The sequence below is a fragment of the Caulobacter sp. Root655 genome, assembly GCF_001427665.1.
In the GTDB taxonomy this organism is placed as follows: domain Bacteria; phylum Pseudomonadota; class Alphaproteobacteria; order Caulobacterales; family Caulobacteraceae; genus Caulobacter.
Map to the genome: position 1 here is coordinate 1 of NZ_LMHC01000021.1, position 23025 is coordinate 23025.

Genomic DNA, 23025 nt, shown 5'->3' on the forward strand with positions numbered 1-23025 from the left:
TGTTCCAGGATCAGTCGGAGTCGCCGACGGCCCCTTCCGGGCGGCTTTGATCCTGCCCGTCCGAGGGGAAACGTCGATCGGGATGAAACAAGCCCTCAGTCGACGTCCCTCGAGAACAACGGTTCCGCGGAGCGGTCAGGTCTAGCCGAAACGCACACACAAACTCACGGTCATCCGGGCTTGGCCCGGCCGCTCCGCGCTTCCCCACTCACTCGCCAGCGAAAGCCCGAGGTCGAGAAGCCGTGCCTGCCGTTCAAGCCTTAGAACAACAACCCGAACAGCCGGCAATCGCGCCGTTCGCCGTCCCGGTCGACATGACCCTTCAGATAGCCTTCCTGCTCGAAGCCCAGCTTCATCAGCACCTTCTCCGAGCGGATGTCGCCGACATGGGTGCGGGCGATCATCCGCTTGAGGCCCAGGGGCGAGGCGCAGTGGGCCAGCAGGGCGGCGGCGGACTCGGTGGCGTAGCCCTGGCCCCAGCCTTCGCGGGCGATGATGAAGCCCAGTTCGCCGCGATGATGACGCCAGTCCAGGTCGACCAGTTCGCAATAGCCCAGGAACCGGTCGGAGGCGGTCTCGCGGATGGACCAATACAGCGCTTCGCGTCGCGCCATCTCGGCCACCTGGGCGGCGACCGTGGCGGCGACCTCGTCGGGATCCTCGATGGCGTCACGGTCCCAATGGGCCATCACCTCCGGGTCGCTCATGAACGGATAGACCAGGGGGGCGTCGTCAACCGTCATCGGCGTCAGGGTAAGGCGTTCGGTCTCGAGGATCATGCGCGCGAAAGGACCTGCGGACGGACTTGAGTGGAGCGGGTTGATCCCCAGCTATGGCGCGGCCCCGTCGCAAGTGATAGAGGGGCCGCTTCGTTTTTCGCGGTGGAATCCTCCGTCGCCCGGATCGAGATCGAATTACACATGCTCATCGGCGTTCTGCTGGCCATCAACATCATCGTTTGCGTCGCCTTGATCATCGTGGTGCTGCTGCAACGCTCCGAGGGCGGCGCCCTGGGCATGGGCGGCGGCGGTGGCGGCGGTTTCATGACCGCGCGCGGCGCCGGTGATCTCCTGACCCGCACGACCTGGATCCTGTTTTCGGTCTTCCTGCTGATCAGCCTGACCCTGACGATCCTCACCGGCCGGATGGGCGGCGGCGGTTCGGTCGTCGATCGCCTGAAGCTCGACGGCCTGGACACCAAGACCCTGAACGCGCCGGCCCTGCCGCTGCCGACCGCGCCGGGCGCGGTCCAGGCTCCGGCCGCGGCCACGCCGTCGCAAGCCCCGTCAACGGCCGCCCCGGCCACGATCGAGGCGCCGACGCCGCGCATCAGCGCCCCGACCCCGACCGTCTCGGTCCCCAAGCCGACCACCACGGTCGCCAAGGTTCCGGCCCAGCCGGTCGTCAAGGCCCCCGCGGCCGCTCCGGTTCCAGTGATCAACACCCCGCCGGCGACCTCGGAAAAGCCGGCCCAATAGGGGTCGGCCGCATTTTACTGTTGATGAACGGCGGTCTTTTCGCCGCTGACCCCGAATCGCGGCTAATCTGATCGCCCATGACCCGGTACATTTTCATCACCGGCGGCGTGGTTTCCTCATTGGGAAAAGGCCTCGCCTCCGCAGCGCTCGGAGCGCTCCTTCAGGCTCGTGGCTACAAGGTCCGCCTTCGTAAGCTCGACCCCTATCTCAACGTCGATCCTGGCACGATGAGCCCGTATCAGCACGGCGAGGTGTTCGTCACCGACGACGGGGCCGAGACCGATCTGGATCTTGGCCACTACGAGCGCTTCACCGGGGTGTCGGCCACCAAGGCCGACAACATCACCACCGGCCAGATCTACAAGACGATCATCGAGAAGGAGCGTCGCGGCGACTATCTGGGCGCGACCGTCCAGGTGATTCCGCACGTCACCAACGAGATCAAGGACTTCGTCCTGTCGCCGGCGCTCGACGAGACCGGCGAGAAGGCCGTCGACTTCGTGCTGGTCGAGATCGGCGGCACGGTCGGCGACATCGAGGGCCTGCCGTTCTTCGAGGCCATCCGCCAGCTGCGCCAGGACCTGCCGCGCGGCCAGAGCTGCTATGTGCACCTGACCCTGCTGCCGTTCATCAAGACGGCCGGCGAAATGAAGACCAAGCCGACCCAGCACTCGGTCAAGGAACTGCGCTCGATCGGCATTCAGCCGGACATCCTGCTGTGCCGCTGCGAACAGGACATCCCGGTCGAGGAAAAGCGCAAGATCGCCCAGTTCTGCAACGTGCGGCCCAGCGCCGTCATCCAGGCGATGGACAGCGCCTCGATCTATGCGGTGCCGATCGACTACCACAAGGAAGGCCTGGACGCCGAGGTGCTGGACGTGTTCGGCATGGGCGACGCGCCCAAGCCCGACCTGTCGCGCTGGGAAGCGATCGACCAGACCGTCAACCATCCCGATGGCGAAGTGACCATCGCCGTGGTCGGCAAATACACCGTCCTGAAGGACGCCTATAAATCGCTGATCGAGGCCCTGCACCACGGCGGCCTGGCCAACAAGGTCAAGGTCAACCTGGACTGGGTCGAGAGCGAGACCTTCGAGGGCGACCCCGGCGCGGCCGCGGCCCGCCTGGAGAACGCCCACGCCATCATGGTGCCCGGCGGCTTCGGCGAGCGGGGGGCGGAAGGAAAGATTCGGGCCGCCCAGTTCGCCCGCGAACGCAAGGTGCCCTATTTCGGCATCTGCTTCGGCATGCAGATGGCGGTCATCGAGACCCTGCGCAACGTGGCCGGCATCAAGGACGCCTCGTCCAGCGAGTTCGGCCCCACCGAGCGTCCCGTGGTCGGCATCATGACCGAGTGGATCAAGGGCAACGAGACCGTCCAGCGCCGCACCGGCGACGACCTGGGCGGCACCATGCGCCTGGGGGCCTTCGACGCCGTTCTGACGCCCGGCAGCAAGGTGGCCTCGATCTATGGCGACACGGCCATCAGCGAGCGCCACAGGCACCGCTACGAGGTCAATATCGGCTACGCGCACCGGATGGAGGAGTCCGGCCTGAAGCTGACCGGTCGCTCGCCCGACGGCGTGCTGCCCGAGATCGTCGAACGCGAGGACCATCCGTGGTTCATCGGCGTGCAGTTCCACCCGGAACTGAAGAGCCGCCCGTTCGCCCCGCATCCGCTGTTCGCCAGCTTCATCGCGGCGGCGAAAGAGCAGGGCAGACTCGTCTAACAAGCCCGGTTGCATCCTCGGGGAGTTTCAGGCATAAGCGCGCCCTCACACGGCGGCCTGGGTGTTCCCCGAGTCGCCGTCTCCAGTTTTCAAGCTCAGCGAGCAGAGTCACTTCGATGGCCGTTCCCAAAAGAAAAACTTCGCCTTCTCGCCGGAACATGCGCCGGTCGCATCACGCCCTGGGCGCCAACTCCTTCGTGGAAGACAAGGACTCGGGCGAACTGCGTCGCCCGCACCACGTCGACCTGAAGACCGGTCTGTACAACGGCAAGCAGATCCTGACGCCGAAGGAAGACTAGTCCTCACGCATCCTCCCGCCCCGGCGGGACGATGTGATGAAGCTTGAAAGGCGGCGGTCCCCGGACCGCCGCCTTTTCGCTTTTCCGCTTCCCGCGACGAACCGCTTCTCCTGTGCGTCCAGCGACATGGATTTCGACATCGCGTTCGAAAAACCATGTTATCTTGACAGCAGGGAGAACCGCCCATGCTCACACGCCGAAACATCACGGCGGGACTGGGATTGTCGCTGATGGCCGAGCAGGCCTGGGCTCGATCCACGACGCCCCCGATCCCCTTGGGGATACCGCCGCTCCAGACGCCGCCCCCCGTGGCAGATTCGCCTGGCGCGCCCCCTCCCACGCCGGACGCGCCGCCAACCCTCTTTCTCGACACCGCCCTGGACGAGGCCGACCGCATGACGGTCGAGGTGCTGATCAACGGCCAGGGGCCCTTCAACTTCGTCGTCGATTCGGGAGCCGACCGCAGCGCGCTGTCGGCGCCGCTGGCCGCGCGCCTCGGCCTGGAGCCTGGGCCCGATGTCCTGCTGCACGGCGTCGGCGGCTCGGCCATCACGCCCACGGTCAAGGTCGCCCTGATGACGGCCGGCGAATCGAAGCTGAAGGACGCGCAGTTGCCCGTCCTGGCGGCCGATCGGCTGGGGGCGGACGGCCTGTTGGGCGTCGATATCCTGGACGGCCGCAGCGTGGTCATGGACTTCCGTCGCCGCCGGCTGGAGGTCCGCCGCAGCAACGAGTTCGGCTCGGTCCTTCGGGGCGCGCGCGAGGTCTCGGTGCTGGCCGACGCGCGGTTCGGCCGGTTGGCGATCGTCAACGCCCGGGTCAGCGGCGTGCGCTGCGTGGCGTTCATCGACTCCGGCTCGGGCGCCAGCATCGGCAACATGGCGCTGGCCGAGGCCATCAAGCTGCGGGTGCGCCGCAAGCCGGAGCCGAGCATGGCCATCCGGATGATCGGCGCGGCGGGCGAGGCGACGCTGGGTGAAATCAGGATCGTCCGCTCGGTGGAGCTGGGCGAGGTGCGGATGACCAACCTGCCGCTGATCCTGGCCGACCTGCACATCTTCGACGTCTGGGACCTCACCAGCCGGCCGGCCGTGCTGCTGGGCGTCGACGTGCTGAAGATGTTCGCCCGGGTCGAGCTGGATTTCGGGGCCGAGCGGGTGAAGTTCCGCCTGGGCAAGGGCTTTACGCCGCCCGTCCTCCAGGCCTGATCCCAGCAGAACGCACGTTCGTTCGTGTGATGACGGCCGCGCCGGTTGCGGTGGCTGGCCCGCGCCGCTAAGGGGAAGCGCCTTTTGAAAGGGAGCTCCCATGACCGAGATCGTCGACATCATCGCCCGCGAAATCCTCGATAGCCGCGGCAATCCGACGGTCGAGGTCGACGTCGTCCTCGAGGACGGAGCCTTCGGCCGCGCCGCGGTGCCGTCGGGCGCCTCGACCGGCGCCCACGAGGCGGTCGAAAAGCGCGACGGCGACAAGGGCCGTTACGGCGGCAAGGGCGTCCGGGCGGCGGTGGACGCGGTCAATGGCGAACTGTTCGACGCCTTGTCGGGCGTCGACGCCGAGGATCAGCGCCGCATCGACAACCTGATGATCGCCCTCGACGGCACGCCCAACAAGAGCCGCCTGGGCGCCAACGCCATCCTCGGCGTGTCGCTGGCCACGGCGAAGGCCGCCGCCGAGTCGGCTGGCCTGCCGCTCTACAAATATGTCGGCGGCGTCAGCGCCCGCGTTCTGCCCGTGCCGATGATGAACATCATCAACGGCGGCGCCCACGCCGACAATCCGATCGACATCCAGGAATTCATGATCCTGCCGACGGGCGCGCCCACCTTCGCCGAGGCCCTGCGCATGGGCGCCGAGATCTTCCACGGCCTGAAGAAGGCCCTGAAAGACGCCGGCCACAACACCAACGTCGGCGACGAGGGCGGCTTCGCGCCCAATATCGGGTCGGCCGAAGACGCCCTGGCCTTCATCGTCAAAGCCGGTGAAGCGGCGGGCTATAAGGCTGGGGACGACTTCGTCCTGGGCCTGGATGTCGCCGCCACCGAGTTCTTCAAGAACGGCAAGTACGAGCTGGAAGGCGAGGGCAAGAGCCTGGACCCGTCGCAGATGGTCGACTACCTGGCCGGCCTGGCCGACAAGTTCCCGATCCTCTCGATCGAGGACGGCATGTCGGAAGACGACTTCGAGGGCTGGAAGCTGCTGACCGACAAGCTCGGCAAGAAGGTGCAACTGGTCGGCGACGACCTGTTCGTCACCAACCCCAAGCGCCTGCAGATCGGCCTGGACAAGGGCCTGGCCAACTCGATCCTCATCAAGGTCAACCAGATCGGCACGCTGTCGGAGACCATCGACGCCGTCGATCTGGCCCACCGCGCCGCCTATACCAGCGTCATGAGCCACCGCTCGGGCGAGACCGAGGACTCGACCATCGCCGACCTGGCGGTGGCCCTGAACTGCGGTCAGATCAAGACCGGCTCGCTGGCCCGCTCGGACCGGCTGGCCAAGTACAACCAACTGCTGCGTATCGAGGAAGCCCTCGACGATCAGGCGATCTACGCCGGCCGCGCGGTCCTCAAGGGACGCTGACCGGCCGATCGTCCCGAACGCCAGAGCCGCTGATGTCGTGCGGCTCCGGCGCTCGGGACGATAGCGCGCGAAGATCCTGACCAGGGGTTGTGAAAGAGCGTGCGGCCGGCGGTCGACTCTGGCAAAGCTTGGCGCGCGCTCGCCCTGGGCGTGTCCCGTTCTAGAGGATCCGCACGATGAAGATCGCCGCCCTTCGCCGTTTGGCAACGCTGTCTTGCGTCGGAGCACTGTTGTGGGCGCCGTCGGCCTGGGCGGAGGCCGTTCGCGGCACGATCGTCCAGACCCAGGGCCACATCTCCCCCTCCTGCCGCACGGTGGTGCTCAAGCGCAAGGACACCGACGCCCCGATGTCGTTCCGGATCCTACAGACGGGCACGGAGGACGGGGTGCTGTCGGTGACGCTGACGGCCCTGACCACGGGCCGCGAGGTGGAGATCTACTACACGCCGGGGAACACCTCCGGCTGCGGTACAGAACCGCGCATCGAATTCATCACGATCTACGCGCAGGGAAATTGAAGAAATCCCTGGATTTGGCCTTTAGAAGTCTTGGCTTTTTACGGGTTTTCATCACGCGAGCCGGTATCCGCTTCGCTCGAAAATGCCCTAGCCTTGCGTCAGTTGAGCGTGTTTGCGGACGTAGTCGAGCGGCGCGTCCTTCTTCATCACCATGTAGCCGGTGAGCGCGCGATAGGTCGGCTCGCCCACCGAGGCGCCGTCGGCGACGGCGCCCTGGCCAGACACCTCGTCCGTGGTCGGCATCACGGGACGGCCGGGCAGATCGATATCGCCCAGGACCAGATCCTTGGTGTCGCCGGACTTCAGCCGCCAGCCGCAGGTCTCGAACCGCTCCAGCCGCTCCGGCGCGAAGGCCTGGGTCAACAGCATCAGCTTCATCGAGCCGATCGCGGCGGTTTCGGCCTGGCCCATGGCGCGAACCTTCTGTTGCGACAAGGCGCGGCCATAGGTGATCCAGCGATCCTCGCCTTCCCACAGGGTGCGGAAGATCGAGGCGTTCATGGGAATGATCAGGCCGCCGCCGAAGTCCAGCTTGGGCGGATCGCCCTTGATCATGTTCGGACCGCCCTTGCGCCCCTTGACGATCCCGCTGTCGGGTTCGGGCGACTTGGCCAAGGCGCCGCCGCCGGCCGCCAGGGCGGCGAGTGATAGGATCAGGCCTCGACGATCGTGCATGGGGTTTCTCCTCGACCTATGCGGTAGTCGTGCCGCGCGACCATGGCAATTGTCTGGCCAAGCTCCAGGGCGGGCCGTGAGAGGGAGGGAAGGCGGCGTTTCGGCCGCCTTTTTCGTTTCCGGCCATCGCGATTCTGCCGGTCTTCGCGCCAATCGTCCAGTTTGGAGGCGCCCGGCGCCAGGGTTCGACAACAATTTTTCTAAACGCGAAAAACATCAGGCGCCGCATCGCCGCGAAAATCGCCGCGAAACGGCCGTTTAGATGCTGCGACGCGGTATCTAGATGCCGCTGAAACCATCTCAAATGAAAGCGTTAGGGAACTGCTTTCGACATCTTGTCCCGATCCTCGCGAACCGCCCGTTTAGTAAGGCGTTAAGCATGATCGGGCAGGGTAAACTTCCCCTCCTGGGAATCACTGATGTTCGCCCGACTGCAACCCTTCCTGCCGACCGCGGCGCTGCTTCTGCTGATCACCTACTTCGTGTTTCACGCCCTGACGGGCGAACGCGGGCTGTTATCGACGTCGCAACGCAACGCAGATCTTGCCGCCAAGACGCTGGAGTTGAAGAAGATCCGCGCCGAAAGGATGGACCTGGAGGCCCGCGCTCGTCTATTACGCAGCGGCAGTTTGTCGGCGGACCTCCTGGAAGAACGCGCGCGTTCGCTCCTGGGATATGCCGACCCCAAGGACTATGTGATCCGCACCCAGCGCTGAGGCGCTGGTTGGATCCGGAACTTGCGGACCTGCCGGCGGGCCAGGCGATCCTGTTCCGTTTCGGGTTTGACAACGGACCCCCATCTACGCGGAACCGAGGTTCATTCGGCCGGTGGGCGTCCAGGAGTAGGGCCGCGATGAAGATTGGCCAGGGAGAGTTGAATGGCGCGTACGCGCAAGGGTGAAGCCCCCGCGGTGAAGGCTGACGCCACCGGTGTCAACGCCTTCGTCGGCAAGGACGAGCTTCTGAAATTCTACCAGGACATGCTGCTGATCCGCCGCTTCGAGGAGCGCGCCGGCCAGCTGTACGGCATGGGCCTGATCGGCGGCTTCTGCCATCTCTACATCGGCCAGGAAGCCATCGCCGTCGGCATGCAGTCGATCAAGGTCAAGGGCGATCAGATCATCACCGGCTACCGTGACCACGGCCATATGCTGGCCGCCGGCATGGATCCGAAGGAAGTCATGGCCGAGCTGACCGGCCGCGCGGGTGGTTCCTCGCACGGCAAGGGCGGGTCGATGCACATGTTCGACATCGAGACCGGTTTCTACGGTGGTCACGGCATCGTCGGCGCCCAGGTGTCGCTCGGCACCGGCCTGGCGCTGAACAACCATTATCGCGGCAACGGCAACGTAGCCTTCGCCTATTTCGGCGACGGCGCGGCCAACCAGGGCCAAGTCTACGAGAGCTTCAACATGGCCCAGCTGTGGAAGTTGCCGGTCGTGTACGTGATCGAGAACAACCAGTACGCCATGGGCACCAGCGTCGAGCGTTCGGCGTCGGAAACCGCCTTCCACAAGCGCGGTGTCTCGTTCCGGATCCCGGGCGAGGAAGTCGACGGCATGGACGTGACGGCCGTCGCCGAGGCCGGCGCCCGCGCCGCCGAACACGCCCGTAGCGGCCAGGGCCCGTTCATCCTCGAGATGAAGACCTATCGCTATCGCGGCCACTCGATGTCCGACCCGGCCAAGTACCGCACCAAGGACGAGGTGGACAACGTCAAGCAGACGCGCGACCCGATCGATCACCTGAAGGAACGCCTGGCCGCCATCGGCGTCACCGAGGACGACCTGAAGGGCATCGACGCCGAGGTGAAGCGGATTGTCGCCGAAGCCGCCGAATTCGCCCGCACCAGCCCCGAGCCGGATCCCTCCGAACTCTACACCGACGTATACCTGGAGGCCGCCCAGTGAGCGTGGACATCCTCATGCCCGCCCTCTCTCCGACCATGGAAGAGGGCACCCTGGCCAAATGGCTGGTGAAGGAGGGCGATACCGTCAAGGCCGGCGACGTGATCGCCGAGATCGAGACCGACAAGGCGACGATGGAAGTCGAGGCCGTCGATGAAGGTGTCATCGAAGCCCTGCTGATCGCCGCCGGCTCCGAGAACGTCAAGGTCAACACGCCGATCGCCCGCCTGTCGGGTGAAGACAGCGCCGCGCCGTCAGCGCCGGCTCCGGCCGCCGAACCGGTCGTCCAGGCTCCGGCCGTCGCGGCCGCTCCGGCTCCGATCTCCGCCGCCTCGACCTTCGCCGATCCGGAAATCCCGGCCGGCACGCCGATGAAGAAGATCACCGTGCGCGACGCCCTGCGCGACGCCATGGCCGAAGAGATGCGCCGCGACGACAAGGTGTTCCTGATGGGCGAGGAAGTCGCCCAGTACCAGGGCGCCTACAAGGTCTCGCGCGACCTGCTGCAGGAGTTCGGCGACAAGCGTGTCATCGACACCCCGATCACCGAGCATGGCTTCGCCGGCCTCGGCGTCGGCGCGGCGATGGCCGGTCTGAAGCCGATCGTAGAGTTCATGACCTGGAACTTCGCCATGCAGGCGATCGACCAGATCATCAACTCGGCCGCCAAGACGCTGTACATGTCGGGCGGCCAGATCAAGTCGTCGATCGTGTTCCGCGGTCCCAACGGCGCGGCCAGCCGGGTTGGCGCCCAGCACAGCCAGGATTACGCGGCCTGGTACGGCAACGTCCCCGGCCTGAAGGTCATCGCGCCCTACGACGCGGCCGACGCCAAGGGCCTGATGAAGGCCGCGATCCGCGACCCGAACCCGATCGTCTTCCTCGAACATGAGATGATGTACGGCCACGAGTTCGACATCCCCGACGTCGAGGATTGGGTCGTGCCGATCGGCAAGGCCAAGGTCCGTCGCCCGGGTAACGACGTGACCATCGCCACCTATTCGCGGATGGTCGGTTTCGCCCTCCAAGCCGCGGAAGAGCTGGCCAAGGAAGGCATCGAGGCCGAGGTCGTCGACCTGCGCACGATCCGTCCGATGGACCACGCCACCATCCTGGAAAGCGTCAAGAAGACCAACCGCCTCGTGACCGTCGAGGAAGGCTGGGGCCCGATGGGCGTCGGCGCCGAGATCGTCGCCCGCATCACCGAATTCGGCTTCGACTACCTGGACGCCCCGCCGCTGCGGGTCCACCAGGAAGACGTGCCGCTGCCGTATGCGGCCAACCTGGAAGCCCTGTCGCTGCCGTCGGTCGCCAAGATCGTCAAGGCGGCCAAGACGGTCTGCTACCGTTGATCGCTCGGCCCGCTCGCCTAGGCCCTGGCCTGTGTGAGCGGGCAGGGAGGCGTCCATGACCCAGACCCTCAACGGCTCCTGCTACTGCGGCGCGGTGCACGTGCAGCTCGATCCCGGCAAGCCGGTGGGCGAGCTGCCCTTGCGGGTCTGCCAATGCGGGTTCTGCCGTCGGCACGGAGCGCGGTACACCAGCGATCCGGCGGGGTGGTTGCACATCACCGCCGCGCCGGGTGTGCTGCGGCGCTATCGGTTCAGTCGACAGACGGCGGATTTCCTGATTTGCCAGGAATGCGCCTGCTATGTCGCCGCGATGATCGAGGACGAGGGCCAAGCCTACGCCACCCTCAATGTCGTGGGAACGAATTTGCCGGGGTTCGACGGTCGCGATGGCGAGCCGCTGGACTATGAAGACGAAACGGACGAACAACGCCTTGCCCGTCGCAAGGCTCGCTGGACGCCGACCACTTTGGTCGAAGCCGTCCCGAACGCTTGAGGAAGAAGCTCAATGTCGATCGACATCCTGATGCCCGCCCTGTCGCCCACCATGGAGGAGGGGACCCTCGCCAAGTGGCACGTCAAGGTGGGCGACACCGTCAAGGCCGGCGACGTGATCGCCGAGATCGAGACCGACAAGGCGACCATGGAAGTGGAAGCCGTCGATGAAGGCGTGATCGAGGCCATCCTGGTCGAGGCCGGAACCGAGAACGTCAAGGTCAACGCCCTGATCGCCAAGCTGGCCGGCGAAGGCGAAAGCCCCGCGCCCCCTCCTTCAAAGGATGCGCCCGCCAAGGCCGCCCCCGCCGCCGAAGCGCCCAAGGCCGCTGCTGCTCCGGCTCCCACCGCCGCTCCCGCTCCGGCGGCCGCCGCCGCCCCGACTGGCGACCGCGTGCTCGCATCGCCGCTGGCCCGCCGCCTGGCCTCGGCCGCTGGTCTGGACCTGAAGGCCATTCCTGGTTCGGGTCCGCACGGCCGGGTGGTCAAGGCTGACGTCGAAGCGGCCGGCAAGGGCGGCGTCGCCACGTCGAAGGCCGCGCCCGCCGCCGGCGCGTCGGCTCCGGCCGCCGCCGCCGAGCCCCGCAAAGTGCTGTCGCTGGAGCAGATGGGCATTCCCGCCGGCTCCTACGACCTCGTCCCGCTGGACGGCATGCGCAAGACCATTGCCCGCCGCCTGACCGACAGCTTCCGTGACGTGCCGCACTTCCCGCTGACGATCGATCTGGAGATCGACGCCCTGCTGGCCGCCCGCGCCAAGATCAACCACCTGCTGGAAGGCCAGGGCGTGAAGGTGTCGGTCAATGACATCATCATCAAGGCCGTGGCCGTGGCCCTCAAGCGCGTGCCGGAGGCCAACGCCTCCTACACGCCCGAGGGCATCGCGATGCACAAGCACGCCGACATCGCCGTGGCCGTGGCCATCGACGGCGGCCTGATCACCCCGATCGTCCGGGCCGCCGAAACCAAGGGCCTGGCCCAGATCTCGGCCGAGGTGAAGGACCTGGCGGCCCGCGCCAAGACCAAGAAGCTGAAGCCCGAAGAGTTCCAGGGCGGCACCTTCTCGGTCTCCAACCTGGGCATGTTCGGCATCAAGGCCTTCGCCTCGATCATCAACGAGCCGCAGGGCGCGATCATGAGCGTCGGGGCCGGCGAGCAGCGTCCGGTCGTCAAGAACGGCGAGCTGGCCGTGGCCACGGTGATGACCATCACCCTGACCTGCGACCACCGCGTGGTCGACGGCGCGATCGGGGCCAAGTTCCTGGCCGCCTTCAAGCCGCTGATCGAAGAGCCTCTGACCCTGCTGGTTTAATCCGAAAGGGTGGGCTCCATGTCCGTCTACGACTACTCCGCCAAGGCGCTGGACGGCCAGGACGCGAGCCTGGCCGACTATCGCGGCCAGGTGCTGCTGATCGTCAACACGGCCAGCAAGTGCGGTTTCACCCCCCAATACGAAGGGCTGGAGACGCTGTACCGGGACTACAAGGACAGGGGCTTCACGGTCCTGGCCTTCCCCTGCAACCAGTTCGGGGCGCAGGAGCCCGGCAACGCCGAGGAGATCGCGAACTTCTGTTCGCTGACCTACGACGTGACCTTCCCGGTCCTGGCCAAGATCGACGTCAACGGCCCTGACGCGCACCCGCTCTATGCCTATCTGAAGCATGAGCAGAAGGGCGTCCTGGGCACCGAGGGCATCAAGTGGAACTTCACCAAGTTCCTGATCGGCCGTGACGGCGAGGTGGTCGAACGCTTCGCCCCCACGACCAAGCCCGAAGACCTGAAGCTCGCCGTCGAGGCGCTGCTGTAACGCATTGAAGTCCCATGGGACCGGCTTGCAGGCCGGTCGATCGACGCCGGCCGGCTCCCCCCGAACGGCGTCCAAGCTAGGGTAAGAAGACCATGTCCACGGAATTCGACGTCGTCGTCATCGGGGCCGGCCCCGGCGGCTATGTGGCCGCGATCCGCGCCAGCCAACTGGGCCTGAAGACGGCGATCATCGAGCGCGAGGCCCTCGGCGGCATCTGCCTCAACTGGGGCTGCATCCCGACCAAGGCGCTGCTGAAGTCCGGCGAGATCTTCGAGCAGCTGTCGCACCTGGGTGGCTACGGCCTGTCGGTCGAGAAGGCGTCCTTCGACTTCGCCAAGATCATCGACCGCTCGCGCGGCGTGGCCAAGACCATGTCGAACGGCATCGCCTTCCTGATGAAGAAGCACAAGATCGAGGTCGTCGAGGGCGAGGCCAAGCTCGAGAAGGGCAGCCCGTCGCCCAAGGTCGTCGTGGCTCTGAAAGCGGGCGGCAGCCGCACGATCCAGGCCAAGAGCGTGATCCTGGCCAGCGGCGCCCGGGCCCGCGACATCCCGGCGATCGGCGCGGTCTCGGACGGCGACAAGATCTGGACCTATCGCGACGCCCTGGCGCCCAAGGCCATGCCCAAGTCGCTGGTGGTGATCGGCTCGGGCGCCATCGGCATCGAGTTCGCCAGCTTCTACCGCGCCCTCGGCGCCGAGGTGACCGTCGTCGAGGCCGTCGACCGCATCATGCCGGTCGAGGACGCCGAGGTCTCCAAGGCCGCCCAGAAGGCCTTCGAGAAGCGCGGCATCACCTTCCGCATCGGGGCCAAGGTGACCAAGGTCGAGAAGACCAAGGACGGCGTGTCGGTGGCCGTCGAGGTCGGCGGCAAGGCCGAGACCCTGACAGCCGCTGTGTGCATCGTCGCGGTTGGCATCGCGCCCAATACCGAGGGCCTGGACGCCATCGGCCTGAACATGGATCGCGGCCACGTGGTCACCGGCAAGCACGGCGAGACCAACGTGCCCGGCCTCTACGCCATCGGCGACGCCGCCGGCCCGCCCTGGCTGGCCCACAAGGCCAGCCACGAGGGCATTCACGCCGCCGAGCACATCGCCGGCTACAAGACCCCGGCCGTCAACTCGCCGATCCCGGGCTGCACCTACGCCAATCCGCAGGTCGCCTCGGTCGGCCTGACCGAAGCCGCCGCCAAGGCCGCCGGCATCGACGTCAAGGCCGGCCGCTTCCCGTTCAAGGTCAACGGCAAGGCCGTGGCCGCCGGCGAGACCGAGGGCTTCGTCAAGACGGTGTTCGATGGCAAGACCGGCGCCCTGATCGGCGCCCACATGATCGGCCACGAGGTCACCGAGATGATCCAGGGCTTCGTCACGGCGATCACCCTGGAAGCCACCGAGGAAGACCTGCACGGCATCGTTTACGCCCACCCGACCATGTCGGAGGCCATGCACGAGGCGGCGCTCGACGCCTACGGGCGCGTGTTGCACATCTAGCTCTTGTCCTTCTCCCCTTGCGGGAGAAGGTGGCCCGCGCAGCGGGTCGGATGAGGGGTTGAAGAACGAAAACGCCGCGCCCGGCATGAAGCTGGGCGCGGCGTTTGATTTTGGAGAGACCCCTCATCCGTCGTCTATGCCGACACCTTCTCCCGCAAGGGGAGAAGGGAAGGAAAGGGAGTTTACGGCCGCTTGCGCAGTTGGGCGTCCACGCTCCACTCGCCCGGCCCGGCGAACACCAGGTACAGGAACAGGAAGCAGTAGAGCACCGCCGGCTCGCCCATGTTCATGGCCGGATAGAAGCCCTGCGGGGCGTGAGCCAGGAAATAGGCCACGGCCATCTGGCCCGACAGGATGAAGGCCACGGGCCGGGTGAACAGGCCCAGGGCGATCAGGCCGCCGCCGACGATCTCCAGCCAGGCCGCCACGACCAGCATGGTCGGCAGGGGATCGGGCGCGCCCGGCTGCGGGCCGGGGAAGTGGAAGAGCTTCATCAGGCCGTGCTCCATGAAGAGCAGGGCGGTGACGATACGCAACAGGCTGAGCACTCGTGGCGCCCACACGTTCAGTCTTTCCATCGGTCCCCTCCGTTTGAGCCGTTACGCCGCCCCCATCATGCGGCTCGGGCGTCCTGGTCGGCCATCCGCTGGATGGCGACATAATCGGTCTTGCCGCTGCCCAGCACCGGCACTTCCATGACCTTGAGGATCTTGCGCGGCACCGCCAATTCGGGCGCGCCGATGCTTTGCGCATGAGCGACCAGCGAGGTGACGGCGGCGTTCTGGCAATCGGTGACCAGAACCAGCTTTTCGCCCTTCTTCTTGTCGGGCATCGAGATCACCGCGTGGCGGCCGTCGGGCCAGACCGCCGAAGCCAGGTCCTCGGCGGCGGTCAGCGAGACCATTTCGCCGGCGATCTTGGCGAAGCGCTTCACCCGGCCCTTGATGGTGATCCACAGGTCGTCGGTCATGGTGACGACGTCGCCGGTGTCGTGCCAGCCGCCCTCGGGAGCGTCGACGCCCCCGTCTTCGCGCAGGTAGCCCGACATGATGTTGGGACCGCGCACCAGCAGGCGGCCGCCTCCGGCGATGCCTTCGACCGGCTCGATGCGCCATTCCTGGCCCGGCAGCAGGCCGCCGACCGTGCCGCGACGGTTGTCTTCGGGCTTGTTGACCGCGATGACCGGCGAGGCCTCGGTGGCGCCGTAGCCTTCGAGCACCGGCACCGGACCGAATTTCTCGGCGATGAGGTTGTGGGTCTCTTCTCGAACCTTTTCAGCGCCGCAGACGATAAATCTCAGGCCCGAGAGCTCGTCGCTCTCGGAGGCGCGGGCGTACTGGTTGACGAAGGTGTCGGTGGCCAGCAGCACCGAGGCGCCCGTGTCCTTTAGCAGCGACGGGATCTGCTTGATGTGCAGCGGCGAGGGGTACTGGAAGGCCTTCATGCCGGTCAGGATCGGCAGGATCACCCCGCCGGTCAGGCCAAAGCAGTGGAATACCGGCAGGGGGTTGAAGAACACCCAGCTGGGATCGAGCTCGATATGGGTCGCGATCTGCGCGGCGTTCGACACCAGGTTGGCCTGGCTCAGCACCACGCCGCGCGGCGCGCCGAAGCTGCCCGAGGTGAAGAGGACGACACCCTTGTCCGAGGGCTTGGCGTGATGGCGAAAGCGGCGGGGGAAGGCGCCGGCGGCGGCGGCGAACAGCTTGTCGCCAAGGCCGATCGTGGCGCGCACGTCCTCCAGATAGGTGATCGTCGCCTTCTCCTCGAGAGCGTCGACGATGTCGTGCAGCTTGCCCAGTTCAACGAACTTGTGGGCGGTCAGCACGCGCTTGACCCCGGCCAGCTCGCAGGCGGCGCGCAGGTTCCGAAGGCCAGCCGTGAAGTTCAGCATGGTCGGCACGCGGCCGAAGGCGTGCAGGGCGAAGAAGGTCACCACCGCCCCCGCGCCGGACGGCAGCAGCACGCCGACATGCTCGCCGGGCTTGGTCATGGCCGCGATCTTGCGGCCCAGGGCGAAGCTGGCGCGGATCAGGTCGGTGTAGCTGAGCGGATTGCGGTCCTGGTCTTCCAGGATCAGCTTCTTGGCCCCGTGCTTGTCACGGGCGTCAAGCAGGGCGTCGAAGAGGGCCTTCTGGCCGTCCCGAGCGTCAAAAACTACCGGCATGCCGGCGAAACCTCCCAGAAGCGCGACGTCGCGCTCTCTTGTGATTGAAGCAGGAGCCTAGCGACCAAGCGTGGCTTTGCAACACCCGTTACGTGCGCGTCACCGCACCGATCTTTCTAAAATGCGCTCGAACCCTTGTCGTTCAAGGCCTGGGCGACGGGGAGGCCCCGGCGGGCGCGCAGGGCGTCGTCCACGGCGTCGAGCCAGGGGCGGCGCACCGAATCCGTTTCCAGGTGCAGGGCGTGGCGCGCCTTGGGATAGCGGGTCTCGACGCAATGGGGCAGGGCGGCGCAGACGGTCCGTCGCGGCGCGTCCAGGGCTTTGACGTCCTCGCCGGCGTCGAGCATCGCGACGGGCGTCCGAACGCGCTTCAGGTCGCGTCCCACCACGTCGACGGCGTCATAGAAGGCCGCGTACCAGGCCAGGCTGGGCGCGCCCATGCGCAGGTCCGGGTTGGCCACTTCCCAGGCCTGCTGCACGCTGCCCCGGGGCCTGTCGTGGGTCAGCCTGGCGTCGAAGGCGTCCAACCCTTCGCGCTTCCATCCCGCCTGCCCTGGATAGCGGACGAAACCCAGTTTCAGGCCCCTGGCCCAGCGGGCGATGCGGATGAACTCGCCCTTGGCGCGGGGCAGGTCGGCGATGTCGAAATTCGGCGACGACAGGATGACGGTGTCGGCCTGCAAACCCTCCTCCAGCGCCCGCAGCGCCACCAGGCCGCCGTCGGCGTGGCCCAGAACCACGAACGGGTCGCGACCACCCCCCGAACTGGAATGCGGCCGGATGACCGCCTTGACCATCGCCTTGACGGTCGTGACGTCGGGCGAGAGGCTGGTCGCGTGGCCCAGGTCTCGCCAGGGGCCGGTCCGCTCCGAGCCGCCCTGGCCCTGGCGTTCGAGAATCCACACGGTGTAGCCGCGGTCGTTGAGGTTCCGGGCTGTCTCGAACCAGCCTTCCGCCGACTCGCCATAGCCCGGCAGAATCAGGAGTTGGCCGCGCGGCGCGCCCTGGGGCGCCGAGACGCCGTAGCGCTGCACCGCCTCGTCGCCGACCCGTACATAGCCCCAGGCCCAGCCCGGGGGCGGCTGGAAACGCACCGCCAGCGACGGCGGCGTCCGGCTCTCGGCGAAGGGCGCGCGGACGGCCTCGTCTCCGCAGGAGACGAGCGGCAAGGTCAGCAGGCAGGCGAGGAGGCGACGGCGCATTCCAGGCAGTCATTTCGCGCCTTTGCCCCTGATGCAAGAACACATGCTTGATCCGGAGGCCAAGAAGTCCGATCTAGGCCGTTATGGTCACCCTGATCGACACGCTGAAGGCCCGCGTTCCCGAGGAGCGCGCCGCCCGTCACCCCGAAAAGCAGAACCGCCCGGATACGCCGGTGCTGCGCAAACCCGATTGGCTGCGCGTCCGCGCGCCGGGTTCGCCGGGCTATAACGAGACCCGCAACATTGTTCGCGACCACAAGCTGACCACGGTCTGCGAAGAGGCGGCCTGTCCCAACATCGGCGAGTGCTGGAGCCAGAAGCACGCGACCATGATGATCATGGGCGAGATCTGCACGCGGGCCTGCGCCTTCTGCAACGTCTCCACCGGCCTGCCCAACGCCCTGGACGCCGACGAGCCGCGCCGCGTCGCCGAGGCCGTCGCCAAGATGGGCCTCAAGCACGTGGTCATCACCTCGGTGGACCGCGACGACCTGGCCGACGGCGGGGCCCAGCATTTCGCCGAAGTGGTCCTGGCCATCCGCGCCGCCGCGCCGGGCACGACCATCGAGATCCTGACGCCCGACTTCCTGCGCAAGGACCGGGCCGAGAACGTGGTGATCGACGCCCGCCCGGACGTATTCAACCACAACCTCGAGACCGTGCCGCGGCTCTATCTGAAGATCCGCCCCGGCGCCCGCTACTACCATTCCCTGCGCCTGCTTGAGCGGGTCAAGGAGCGCGACCCCACCCAGTTCACCAAGTCCGGCCTGATGGTCGGCCTGGGCGAGACCAAGGAGGAGGTCATGCAGGTGATGGACGACATGCGCTCGGCCGGTGTCGACTTCATCACCATCGGCCAGTACCTGCAGCCGACCCGCAAGCACGCCGCCATCGACCGCTTCGTGACGCCCGACGAGTTCAAGGCCTATGAGGCCATCGCCCGGGCCAAGGGCTTCCTGATGGTCTCGGCCAGCCCGCTGACCCGCTCGTCGCACCATGCCGGCGAGGACTTCGCCAAGCTGGCGGCGGCCCGCAAGGCTCTGGACGCCAAATCCTCGGGTCTCAAGGCGCTCTAGCTTGCACCGTCACGTCGTCACCCGGGTGCTGCCCTATGCGCCCGAGCAACTGTTCGCGCTGGTCGGCGACGTCGAGGCCTATCCATCGTTCGTGCCGTGGATCACGGCCATGCGCACCTGGAACGGCCGGGTCGACGGCCAGGTCAGCACGGTCGACGCCGAGGCCCAGGTCGGCTTCTCGTTCCTGCGCGAGAAGTTCGCCACCCGTGTTCGGCGCGACGCGGCGGCCCTGACCGTCGACGTCAGCCTGCTGTACGGACCCTTCAAGCGGCTATCCAATCAGTGGAGGTTTTCGCCTCATGAACTTGGAACCACTGTGGAATTCGTCATCGATTTCGCTTTCAAGTCGCGCGTGCTCGACACCTTGCTGGCCGCCAATCTGGATCGCGCGGCCAATACGCTGATCGGCTGTTTCGAGGCTCGGGCCGCGGCGATCCACAGGGCGACGTCTATCGCCCCTTGAACGCCGCCGGGCGCTTCTGCAGGAACGCCCCGACCCCTTCGATGAAGTCGTCGGTCTTGCCAGCCGCCTTCTGGGCGTGGCGCTCGGCGTTGAGCTGGCCCACCCAGTCGGCGTCGAGGCTGTTCCAGACCAGCTTGCGGATCGCCGACAGGGCGGCGGGACCGGCGGCCAGTTCCTTGGCGATGGCGGTGGCGGTCGGCATCAGCTCGACGTCGGGCACGCAGCGATTGACCAGGCCCCAGTTCAGCGCCGTGGCGGCCGGGATCTTGTCGCCCAGCAGCATCATCTCCATGGCCCGCGCCTTGCCCACCAGGCGAGGCAGCAGGTAGGTCGAGCCGCCGTCGGGCACCAGGCCGATGCGACGGAAGGCCTGCAGGAAATAGGCGCTTTCGGCGGCGACCACGATGTCGCCCAGCAAGGCCAGGGAGCAGCCGATCCCGGCCGCGGGGCCATTGATGGCCGTGACGATCGGCAGCGGGAAGTCGCGCAGCAGGCTGACCAGCGGGTTGTAGGTGCTCTCGAGGGCCGAGCCGGCGTCGGGCTTGCCGTCGACATCGGCCTCACGTCCCGCCGCGCCGCCGCCCGACAGGTTGGCGCCCGAGCAGAAGCCTCGACCTTCGCCGGTCATGACCACCGCGCGGGCCGTGATCTTGCCCGCAGCGACCGAAGCGAAGGCGTGGGCCAGCTCGCGCGCCATTTCGAGGCTGGCGGCGTTGAGGGTGGTGGGGTCGGCGAGCGTGATGGTGGCGACGCCGTCGACGGCGTCCAGCCGGATCTTCTCGTAGGTCATGGCGTCCTCTCTAGGCTTGTCGTTCTTGCCTCGAGTCTAGGCGCGACTAACCTTGGGGAACACCAGAGCCTTTCTCTGGGACAGGCGTAAAAACTTCGACCGGGCCGGCGCGGGATCAGGCGGCGTTGGCGGATTCCGGCTTGCTCTCGGCGGCGGTGACGCGGTTGCGACCGCCACGCTTGGATGTGTAGAGCGCGGCGTCGGCCCGTTCCATGACCGAATGGCCGGTCTCGCCCGCGCGCCGTTCGGCGAAGCCCGACGAGATGGTGATCGCACCCAGGTCCTCGTTGGTCGAGCGGCGCTTGAGCATGCGCGAGGACACCTCGACGCGGATCTCTTCCAGGGTGCCGGCGACGATTCCCGCCGATTCCCGCGGGAAGATCATCGCGAACTCCTCGCCGCCGTAGCGGGCGGCGAAGCGCGGCGGGGCGGCGACGCGGCCGATGACGCTGGCGACATAGCGGATGACCTGGTCGCCGGTCTGGTGACCCCAGGTGTCGTTGAAGCCCTTGAAGTGGTCGATGTCGAGCACGGCCAGGCAGATGGTGGTGCCGGCTTCGTCGGCCTCGCTGCAGGCCCGGTCGAGCTCGTCGTCGAAGGCCTTGCGGTTGGCCAGGTTGGTCAGGCCGTCGGTGGTGGCGTCGCGGCGGACCTGTTCCAGGTGCTCGCGCAGGCGATCGACCTCGGCGGTCGATTCCGCCAGACGGGTCTCCAGCGACTTGTTTTCCTTCTGGATCCGGCGCGTGGCCTCGGTCAGGCCGTTGACGACGGCCTTGATCTTGCTGACGTCTTCCGAGCCGTCGAGTTCCTTGGTCGCGCCCGACAGGGTCTTGCCGTAGGCGGCGTTGGACTTCTGGGCGTTCTGAATGGCCTTGGAGACCGATTCCAGTTCCTTGCTCAGCAGGTCACCGGCGTCGCGGATCTGTTCGTTCAGCTTGGCCTTGGGCAGATAGATGGCGGCCAGCTCTTCGCTCAGCAGCTCGGTGAGCGGCTCGCCCAGCGAGATCAGGCGGGTCAATTCGCGCGCCAGGGCGCCGTCTGGGTCGGCGACGTAATGGGTCCACAGCTCGAAGTTCAGCGCCGTCGGCCAGACCTGATGACGCTCCATCAGCGCCAGGGCGCGACCGGCGATCTTGTAGGCTTCCGGGCCGCGCAGCGTGGTCTCGACGTCCGACATGTCTCAATTCCCCCAGAAGCGTCGCGTCCGCCCCGGACGCGCGCTTGGTGTTGGCATCTAAGCCGAAGAGTTCAAACGAGCCGTTAAGAACGAACGGCGTTCGCTTGCGTGTTTCGCCGGGCGCAAGCATTGTTAACGCTGATAAGATGAGCCTGCGGGCCGTTTGGGAGGAATTTTGACCGTGAATGCGCCCGCCAATCTCGACCTTGAAACGCATAAGGCCTCGCTCCTGCAGGTGCTGGAGCGGCAGAAGACCGCCCACCTGCGACACGGCGCCCCAACGGCCGAACGTCGCATCGAGTGGCTGGACCGTTGCATCGGCCTGCTGGTCGATCACCAGGCCGAGATCGCCGACGCCTTGAACGCCGATTTCGGCGCGCGGTCGAAGGACGCCACGGGCCTGACCGACATCGCCGGCTCGATCGGCCCGCTGAAGTACGCCAAGGAGAACCTGGCCAAGTGGATGCGCCCTGAGAAGCGCAAGACCACGCCGGCCATCCTTGGCCTGTTCGGGGCCAAGGCCGAGGTCCAGTATCAGCCCAAGGGCGTGGTCGGGGTCATCAGCCCGTGGAACTTCCCGGTCAACCTGACCTTCGCGCCCCTGGCGGGCGTGCTGGCGGCCGGCAACCGGGCGATGATCAAGCCCTCGGAATTCACGCCCATCACGTCCGAGCTGATGAAGGCGATGTTCGCCAAGGTCTTCAGCGAGGAGGAGATCGCGGTCGTCACCGGCGGTCCGGACGTGGGCCAGGCCTTCACCAGCCTGCCGTTCGACCACCTGATCTTCACCGGCGCGACCTCGGTGGCCCGCCACGTGATGCGGGCGGCGGCCGAGAACCTGGTGCCCGTCACCCTGGAGCTGGGCGGCAAGAGCCCGGTGATCCTGTCGCGCGGCGCCGACATGGCCACGGCGGCGGCGCGGATCATGAACGGCAAGACCCTGAACGCCGGCCAGATCTGCCTGGCGCCCGACTATGTGCTGGCCCCGGCCAACCAGGTCGACGCCTTCGTGGCCGAGGCCAAGGCGGCCGTGGGGCGGACCTTCCCAACCCTGAAGGACAATCCCGACTACACCGCCGTGGTCGCCCAGCGGCACTACGACCGGATCAAGGGTCACGTGGACGACGCCCGGGCCAAGGGCGCGACGATCATCGAGATCAACCCGGCCGGTGAAGACCTGAGCCAGCAGGAACACCGCAAGATCCCTCCGACCCTGATCCTCAACCCGACCGACGACATGACGGTGATGCAGGACGAGATCTTCGGTCCGGTATTGCCGGTGAAAACCTACGAGGAGGTCGAGGAGGCGGTGGACTACATCAACGCCCACGACCGGCCGCTGGGGCTCTACTGGTTCGGGACCGACACGGCCGAGCGCGACATGGTGCTGACCCGCACCACCAGCGGCGGCGTCACGGTCAATGACGTGGTCTTCCATGTCGCCCAGGAAGACCTGCCGTTCGGCGGCGTCGGGCCGGCCGGCATGGGCTCGTACCACGGCCGCGACGGCTTCATGGAGTTCAGCCACAAGAAGGCGGTGTTCCACCAGCTGAAGAAGGACATCGCGCCGATGCTGGCCCTGCGGCCGCCCTATGGCGCGGCGATTCGCAAGTACCTGGCGGGGCAGATCAAGAAGTAGGGTGGGTAGGGGGCGGTTACCGCCCCTAGGGGCGACGAATTAAACCATTCCTCCCCCTGTGGGGGAGGTGATCGCGTAGCGATCGGTGGGGGGAGTGATAGGACGTTCGACCCTGGATCTGGCCATCGGCCGACTACTCCCCCCTCCGTCGGCTTCGCCGACACCTCCCCC

General features: G+C 66.9%; 22 protein-coding genes and 2 pseudogenes. 16 read left to right on the top strand and 8 right to left on the bottom strand.

All coding sequences use genetic code 11. The features are described 5' to 3' along the window. Positions 1 to 260: 260 nt before the first annotated feature. Positions 261 to 779, bottom strand: coding sequence for a GNAT family N-acetyltransferase (locus ASD79_RS11655; RefSeq protein ID WP_056721764.1), 519 nt, complete (start codon positions 777 to 779; stop codon positions 261 to 263). A 141-nt stretch (positions 780 to 920) separates the two neighbouring features. Here ASD79_RS11655 and secG point away from each other — a divergent pair, with 141 nt between their 5' ends. The 6 genes from secG to ASD79_RS11685 all read left to right on the top strand — a co-directional run bounded on the left by secG (position 921) and on the right by ASD79_RS11685 (position 6614). Further along, positions 921 to 1478, top strand: a complete 558-nt coding sequence (gene secG / locus ASD79_RS11660) for a preprotein translocase subunit SecG (protein WP_056721767.1) — start codon at positions 921 to 923, stop codon at positions 1476 to 1478. Positions 1479 to 1555: 77 nt separating this feature from the next. Further along, the gene (locus ASD79_RS11665) at positions 1556 to 3208 is read left to right on the top strand and encodes a CTP synthase (RefSeq protein ID WP_056721769.1); all 1653 of its coding nucleotides are present in this window, start codon (positions 1556 to 1558) and stop codon (positions 3206 to 3208) included. Between the two features lie 116 nt (positions 3209 to 3324). Further along, the gene (rpmF, locus tag ASD79_RS11670; protein ID WP_007671126.1) at positions 3325 to 3507 is read left to right on the top strand and encodes a 50S ribosomal protein L32; all 183 of its coding nucleotides are present in this window, start codon (positions 3325 to 3327) and stop codon (positions 3505 to 3507) included. Positions 3508 to 3692: 185 nt separating this feature from the next. Beyond that, positions 3693 to 4715: a retroviral-like aspartic protease family protein gene (locus tag ASD79_RS11675; protein WP_056721771.1), complete on the top strand. Its 1023-nt coding sequence runs from the start codon at positions 3693 to 3695 to the stop codon at positions 4713 to 4715. A gap of 100 nt (positions 4716 to 4815) precedes the next feature. Continuing rightward, complete coding sequence (eno, locus tag ASD79_RS11680; RefSeq protein WP_056721774.1) at positions 4816 to 6096, top strand: phosphopyruvate hydratase; 1281 nt, start codon at positions 4816 to 4818, stop codon at positions 6094 to 6096. 176 nt (positions 6097 to 6272) lie between these two features. Beyond that, on the top strand, positions 6273 to 6614 hold the full coding sequence (locus ASD79_RS11685) for a hypothetical protein (RefSeq protein ID WP_082584897.1): 342 nt from the start codon (positions 6273 to 6275) through the stop codon (positions 6612 to 6614). A gap of 87 nt (positions 6615 to 6701) precedes the next feature. On the opposite strand, the gene ASD79_RS11690 is transcribed toward ASD79_RS11685, so the two are convergent. After that, a complete protein-coding gene (locus tag ASD79_RS11690) occupies positions 6702 to 7289 on the bottom strand; it encodes a hypothetical protein (protein ID WP_056721778.1) in 588 nt (195 codons plus the stop codon). A 419-nt stretch (positions 7290 to 7708) separates the two neighbouring features. Between ASD79_RS11690 and ASD79_RS11695 the strand changes: the two genes are divergently transcribed. From ASD79_RS11695 to lpdA, 7 genes and pseudogenes are all read left to right on the top strand, one after another. Beyond that, positions 7709 to 8005: a septum formation initiator family protein gene (locus ASD79_RS11695; protein WP_007671115.1), complete on the top strand. Its 297-nt coding sequence runs from the start codon at positions 7709 to 7711 to the stop codon at positions 8003 to 8005. Between the two features lie 162 nt (positions 8006 to 8167). Continuing rightward, positions 8168 to 9199 carry a pyruvate dehydrogenase (acetyl-transferring) E1 component subunit alpha gene (gene pdhA, locus ASD79_RS11700; RefSeq protein ID WP_056721780.1) on the top strand — a complete coding sequence of 344 codons (1032 nt, stop codon included), beginning with the start codon at positions 8168 to 8170 and terminating at the stop codon, positions 9197 to 9199. 2 nt (positions 9200 to 9201) lie between these two features. After that, positions 9202 to 10548 carry a pyruvate dehydrogenase complex E1 component subunit beta gene (locus ASD79_RS11705; RefSeq protein ID WP_255356979.1) on the top strand — a complete coding sequence of 449 codons (1347 nt, stop codon included), beginning with the start codon at positions 9202 to 9204 and terminating at the stop codon, positions 10546 to 10548. A gap of 409 nt (positions 10549 to 10957) precedes the next feature. Further along, positions 10958 to 11041: pseudogene (locus ASD79_RS25105) on the top strand (aldehyde-activating protein); the annotation flags it as partial. A 12-nt stretch (positions 11042 to 11053) separates the two neighbouring features. Continuing rightward, positions 11054 to 12352: a pyruvate dehydrogenase complex dihydrolipoamide acetyltransferase gene (locus ASD79_RS11715; RefSeq protein ID WP_056721784.1), complete on the top strand. Its 1299-nt coding sequence runs from the start codon at positions 11054 to 11056 to the stop codon at positions 12350 to 12352. Between the two features lie 18 nt (positions 12353 to 12370). Beyond that, the gene (locus ASD79_RS11720) at positions 12371 to 12847 is read left to right on the top strand and encodes a glutathione peroxidase (RefSeq protein WP_056721786.1); all 477 of its coding nucleotides are present in this window, start codon (positions 12371 to 12373) and stop codon (positions 12845 to 12847) included. A gap of 92 nt (positions 12848 to 12939) precedes the next feature. Then, positions 12940 to 14340, top strand: coding sequence for a dihydrolipoyl dehydrogenase (lpdA, locus tag ASD79_RS11725; RefSeq protein WP_056721788.1), 1401 nt, complete (start codon positions 12940 to 12942; stop codon positions 14338 to 14340). A gap of 6 nt (positions 14341 to 14346) precedes the next feature. Here lpdA and ASD79_RS23880 read toward each other — a convergent pair. The 4 genes and pseudogenes from ASD79_RS23880 to ASD79_RS11740 all read right to left on the bottom strand — a co-directional run. After that, a pseudogene (locus ASD79_RS23880) lies at positions 14347 to 14498 on the bottom strand (hypothetical protein); the annotation flags it as partial. Between the two features lie 24 nt (positions 14499 to 14522). Beyond that, a complete protein-coding gene (locus tag ASD79_RS11730; protein ID WP_056721790.1) occupies positions 14523 to 14918 on the bottom strand; it encodes a DoxX family protein in 396 nt (131 codons plus the stop codon). A 35-nt stretch (positions 14919 to 14953) separates the two neighbouring features. Beyond that, on the bottom strand, positions 14954 to 16507 hold the full coding sequence (locus tag ASD79_RS11735; protein WP_056721792.1) for an AMP-binding protein: 1554 nt from the start codon (positions 16505 to 16507) through the stop codon (positions 14954 to 14956). Positions 16508 to 16623: 116 nt separating this feature from the next. After that, the gene (locus ASD79_RS11740) at positions 16624 to 17709 is read right to left on the bottom strand and encodes an alpha/beta fold hydrolase (protein ID WP_056721795.1); all 1086 of its coding nucleotides are present in this window, start codon (positions 17707 to 17709) and stop codon (positions 16624 to 16626) included. Positions 17710 to 17792: 83 nt separating this feature from the next. Here ASD79_RS11740 and lipA point away from each other — a divergent pair, with 83 nt between their 5' ends. Together lipA and ASD79_RS11750 are read left to right on the top strand one after the other, a co-directional pair. After that, positions 17793 to 18785, top strand: coding sequence for a lipoyl synthase (gene lipA, locus ASD79_RS11745; protein WP_056721797.1), 993 nt, complete (start codon positions 17793 to 17795; stop codon positions 18783 to 18785). 1 nt (position 18786) lies between these two features. Then, positions 18787 to 19248: a type II toxin-antitoxin system RatA family toxin gene (locus ASD79_RS11750; RefSeq protein WP_056721799.1), complete on the top strand. Its 462-nt coding sequence runs from the start codon at positions 18787 to 18789 to the stop codon at positions 19246 to 19248. On the opposite strand, the gene ASD79_RS11755 is transcribed toward ASD79_RS11750, so the two are convergent. Both ASD79_RS11755 and ASD79_RS11760 read right to left on the bottom strand, forming a co-directional pair. Further along, on the bottom strand, positions 19235 to 20038 hold the full coding sequence (locus tag ASD79_RS11755; protein WP_056721800.1) for an enoyl-CoA hydratase/isomerase: 804 nt from the start codon (positions 20036 to 20038) through the stop codon (positions 19235 to 19237). The two genes, ASD79_RS11750 and ASD79_RS11755, sit on opposite strands and share 14 nt — an antisense overlap. 115 nt (positions 20039 to 20153) lie before the next feature. Further along, positions 20154 to 21215 (bottom strand): GGDEF domain-containing protein, encoded by a 1062-nt coding sequence (locus tag ASD79_RS11760; protein ID WP_056721802.1) that lies wholly within the window; start codon positions 21213 to 21215, stop codon positions 20154 to 20156. 181 nt (positions 21216 to 21396) lie between these two features. On the opposite strand from ASD79_RS11760, the gene ASD79_RS11765 reads away from it, so the two are divergent. Continuing rightward, positions 21397 to 22854 carry a coniferyl aldehyde dehydrogenase gene (locus tag ASD79_RS11765; RefSeq protein ID WP_056722602.1) on the top strand — a complete coding sequence of 486 codons (1458 nt, stop codon included), beginning with the start codon at positions 21397 to 21399 and terminating at the stop codon, positions 22852 to 22854. Positions 22855 to 23025: the final 171 nt, after the last annotated feature.

What these genes read in the sequence shown, in the direction of transcription:
- ASD79_RS11655 (WP_056721764.1), bottom strand. Translation starts at nt 779, where the DNA reads ATGATCCTCGAGACCGAACGCCTTACCCTGACGCCGATGACGGTTGAC.
- secG (WP_056721767.1), top strand. Translation starts at nt 921, where the DNA reads ATGCTCATCGGCGTTCTGCTGGCCATCAACATCATCGTTTGCGTCGCC.
- ASD79_RS11665 (WP_056721769.1), top strand. Translation starts at nt 1,556, where the DNA reads ATGACCCGGTACATTTTCATCACCGGCGGCGTGGTTTCCTCATTGGGA.
- rpmF (WP_007671126.1), top strand. Translation starts at nt 3,325, where the DNA reads ATGGCCGTTCCCAAAAGAAAAACTTCGCCTTCTCGCCGGAACATGCGC.
- ASD79_RS11675 (WP_056721771.1), top strand. Translation starts at nt 3,693, where the DNA reads ATGCTCACACGCCGAAACATCACGGCGGGACTGGGATTGTCGCTGATG.
- eno (WP_056721774.1), top strand. Translation starts at nt 4,816, where the DNA reads ATGACCGAGATCGTCGACATCATCGCCCGCGAAATCCTCGATAGCCGC.
- ASD79_RS11685 (WP_082584897.1), top strand. Translation starts at nt 6,273, where the DNA reads ATGAAGATCGCCGCCCTTCGCCGTTTGGCAACGCTGTCTTGCGTCGGA.
- ASD79_RS11690 (WP_056721778.1), bottom strand. Translation starts at nt 7,289, where the DNA reads ATGCACGATCGTCGAGGCCTGATCCTATCACTCGCCGCCCTGGCGGCC.
- ASD79_RS11695 (WP_007671115.1), top strand. Translation starts at nt 7,709, where the DNA reads ATGTTCGCCCGACTGCAACCCTTCCTGCCGACCGCGGCGCTGCTTCTG.
- pdhA (WP_056721780.1), top strand. Translation starts at nt 8,168, where the DNA reads ATGGCGCGTACGCGCAAGGGTGAAGCCCCCGCGGTGAAGGCTGACGCC.
- ASD79_RS11715 (WP_056721784.1), top strand. Translation starts at nt 11,054, where the DNA reads ATGTCGATCGACATCCTGATGCCCGCCCTGTCGCCCACCATGGAGGAG.
- ASD79_RS11720 (WP_056721786.1), top strand. Translation starts at nt 12,371, where the DNA reads ATGTCCGTCTACGACTACTCCGCCAAGGCGCTGGACGGCCAGGACGCG.
- lpdA (WP_056721788.1), top strand. Translation starts at nt 12,940, where the DNA reads ATGTCCACGGAATTCGACGTCGTCGTCATCGGGGCCGGCCCCGGCGGC.
- ASD79_RS11730 (WP_056721790.1), bottom strand. Translation starts at nt 14,918, where the DNA reads ATGGAAAGACTGAACGTGTGGGCGCCACGAGTGCTCAGCCTGTTGCGT.
- ASD79_RS11735 (WP_056721792.1), bottom strand. Translation starts at nt 16,507, where the DNA reads ATGCCGGTAGTTTTTGACGCTCGGGACGGCCAGAAGGCCCTCTTCGAC.
- ASD79_RS11740 (WP_056721795.1), bottom strand. Translation starts at nt 17,709, where the DNA reads ATGCGCCGTCGCCTCCTCGCCTGCCTGCTGACCTTGCCGCTCGTCTCC.
- lipA (WP_056721797.1), top strand. Translation starts at nt 17,793, where the DNA reads ATGGTCACCCTGATCGACACGCTGAAGGCCCGCGTTCCCGAGGAGCGC.
- ASD79_RS11755 (WP_056721800.1), bottom strand. Translation starts at nt 20,038, where the DNA reads ATGACCTACGAGAAGATCCGGCTGGACGCCGTCGACGGCGTCGCCACC.
- ASD79_RS11760 (WP_056721802.1), bottom strand. Translation starts at nt 21,215, where the DNA reads ATGTCGGACGTCGAGACCACGCTGCGCGGCCCGGAAGCCTACAAGATC.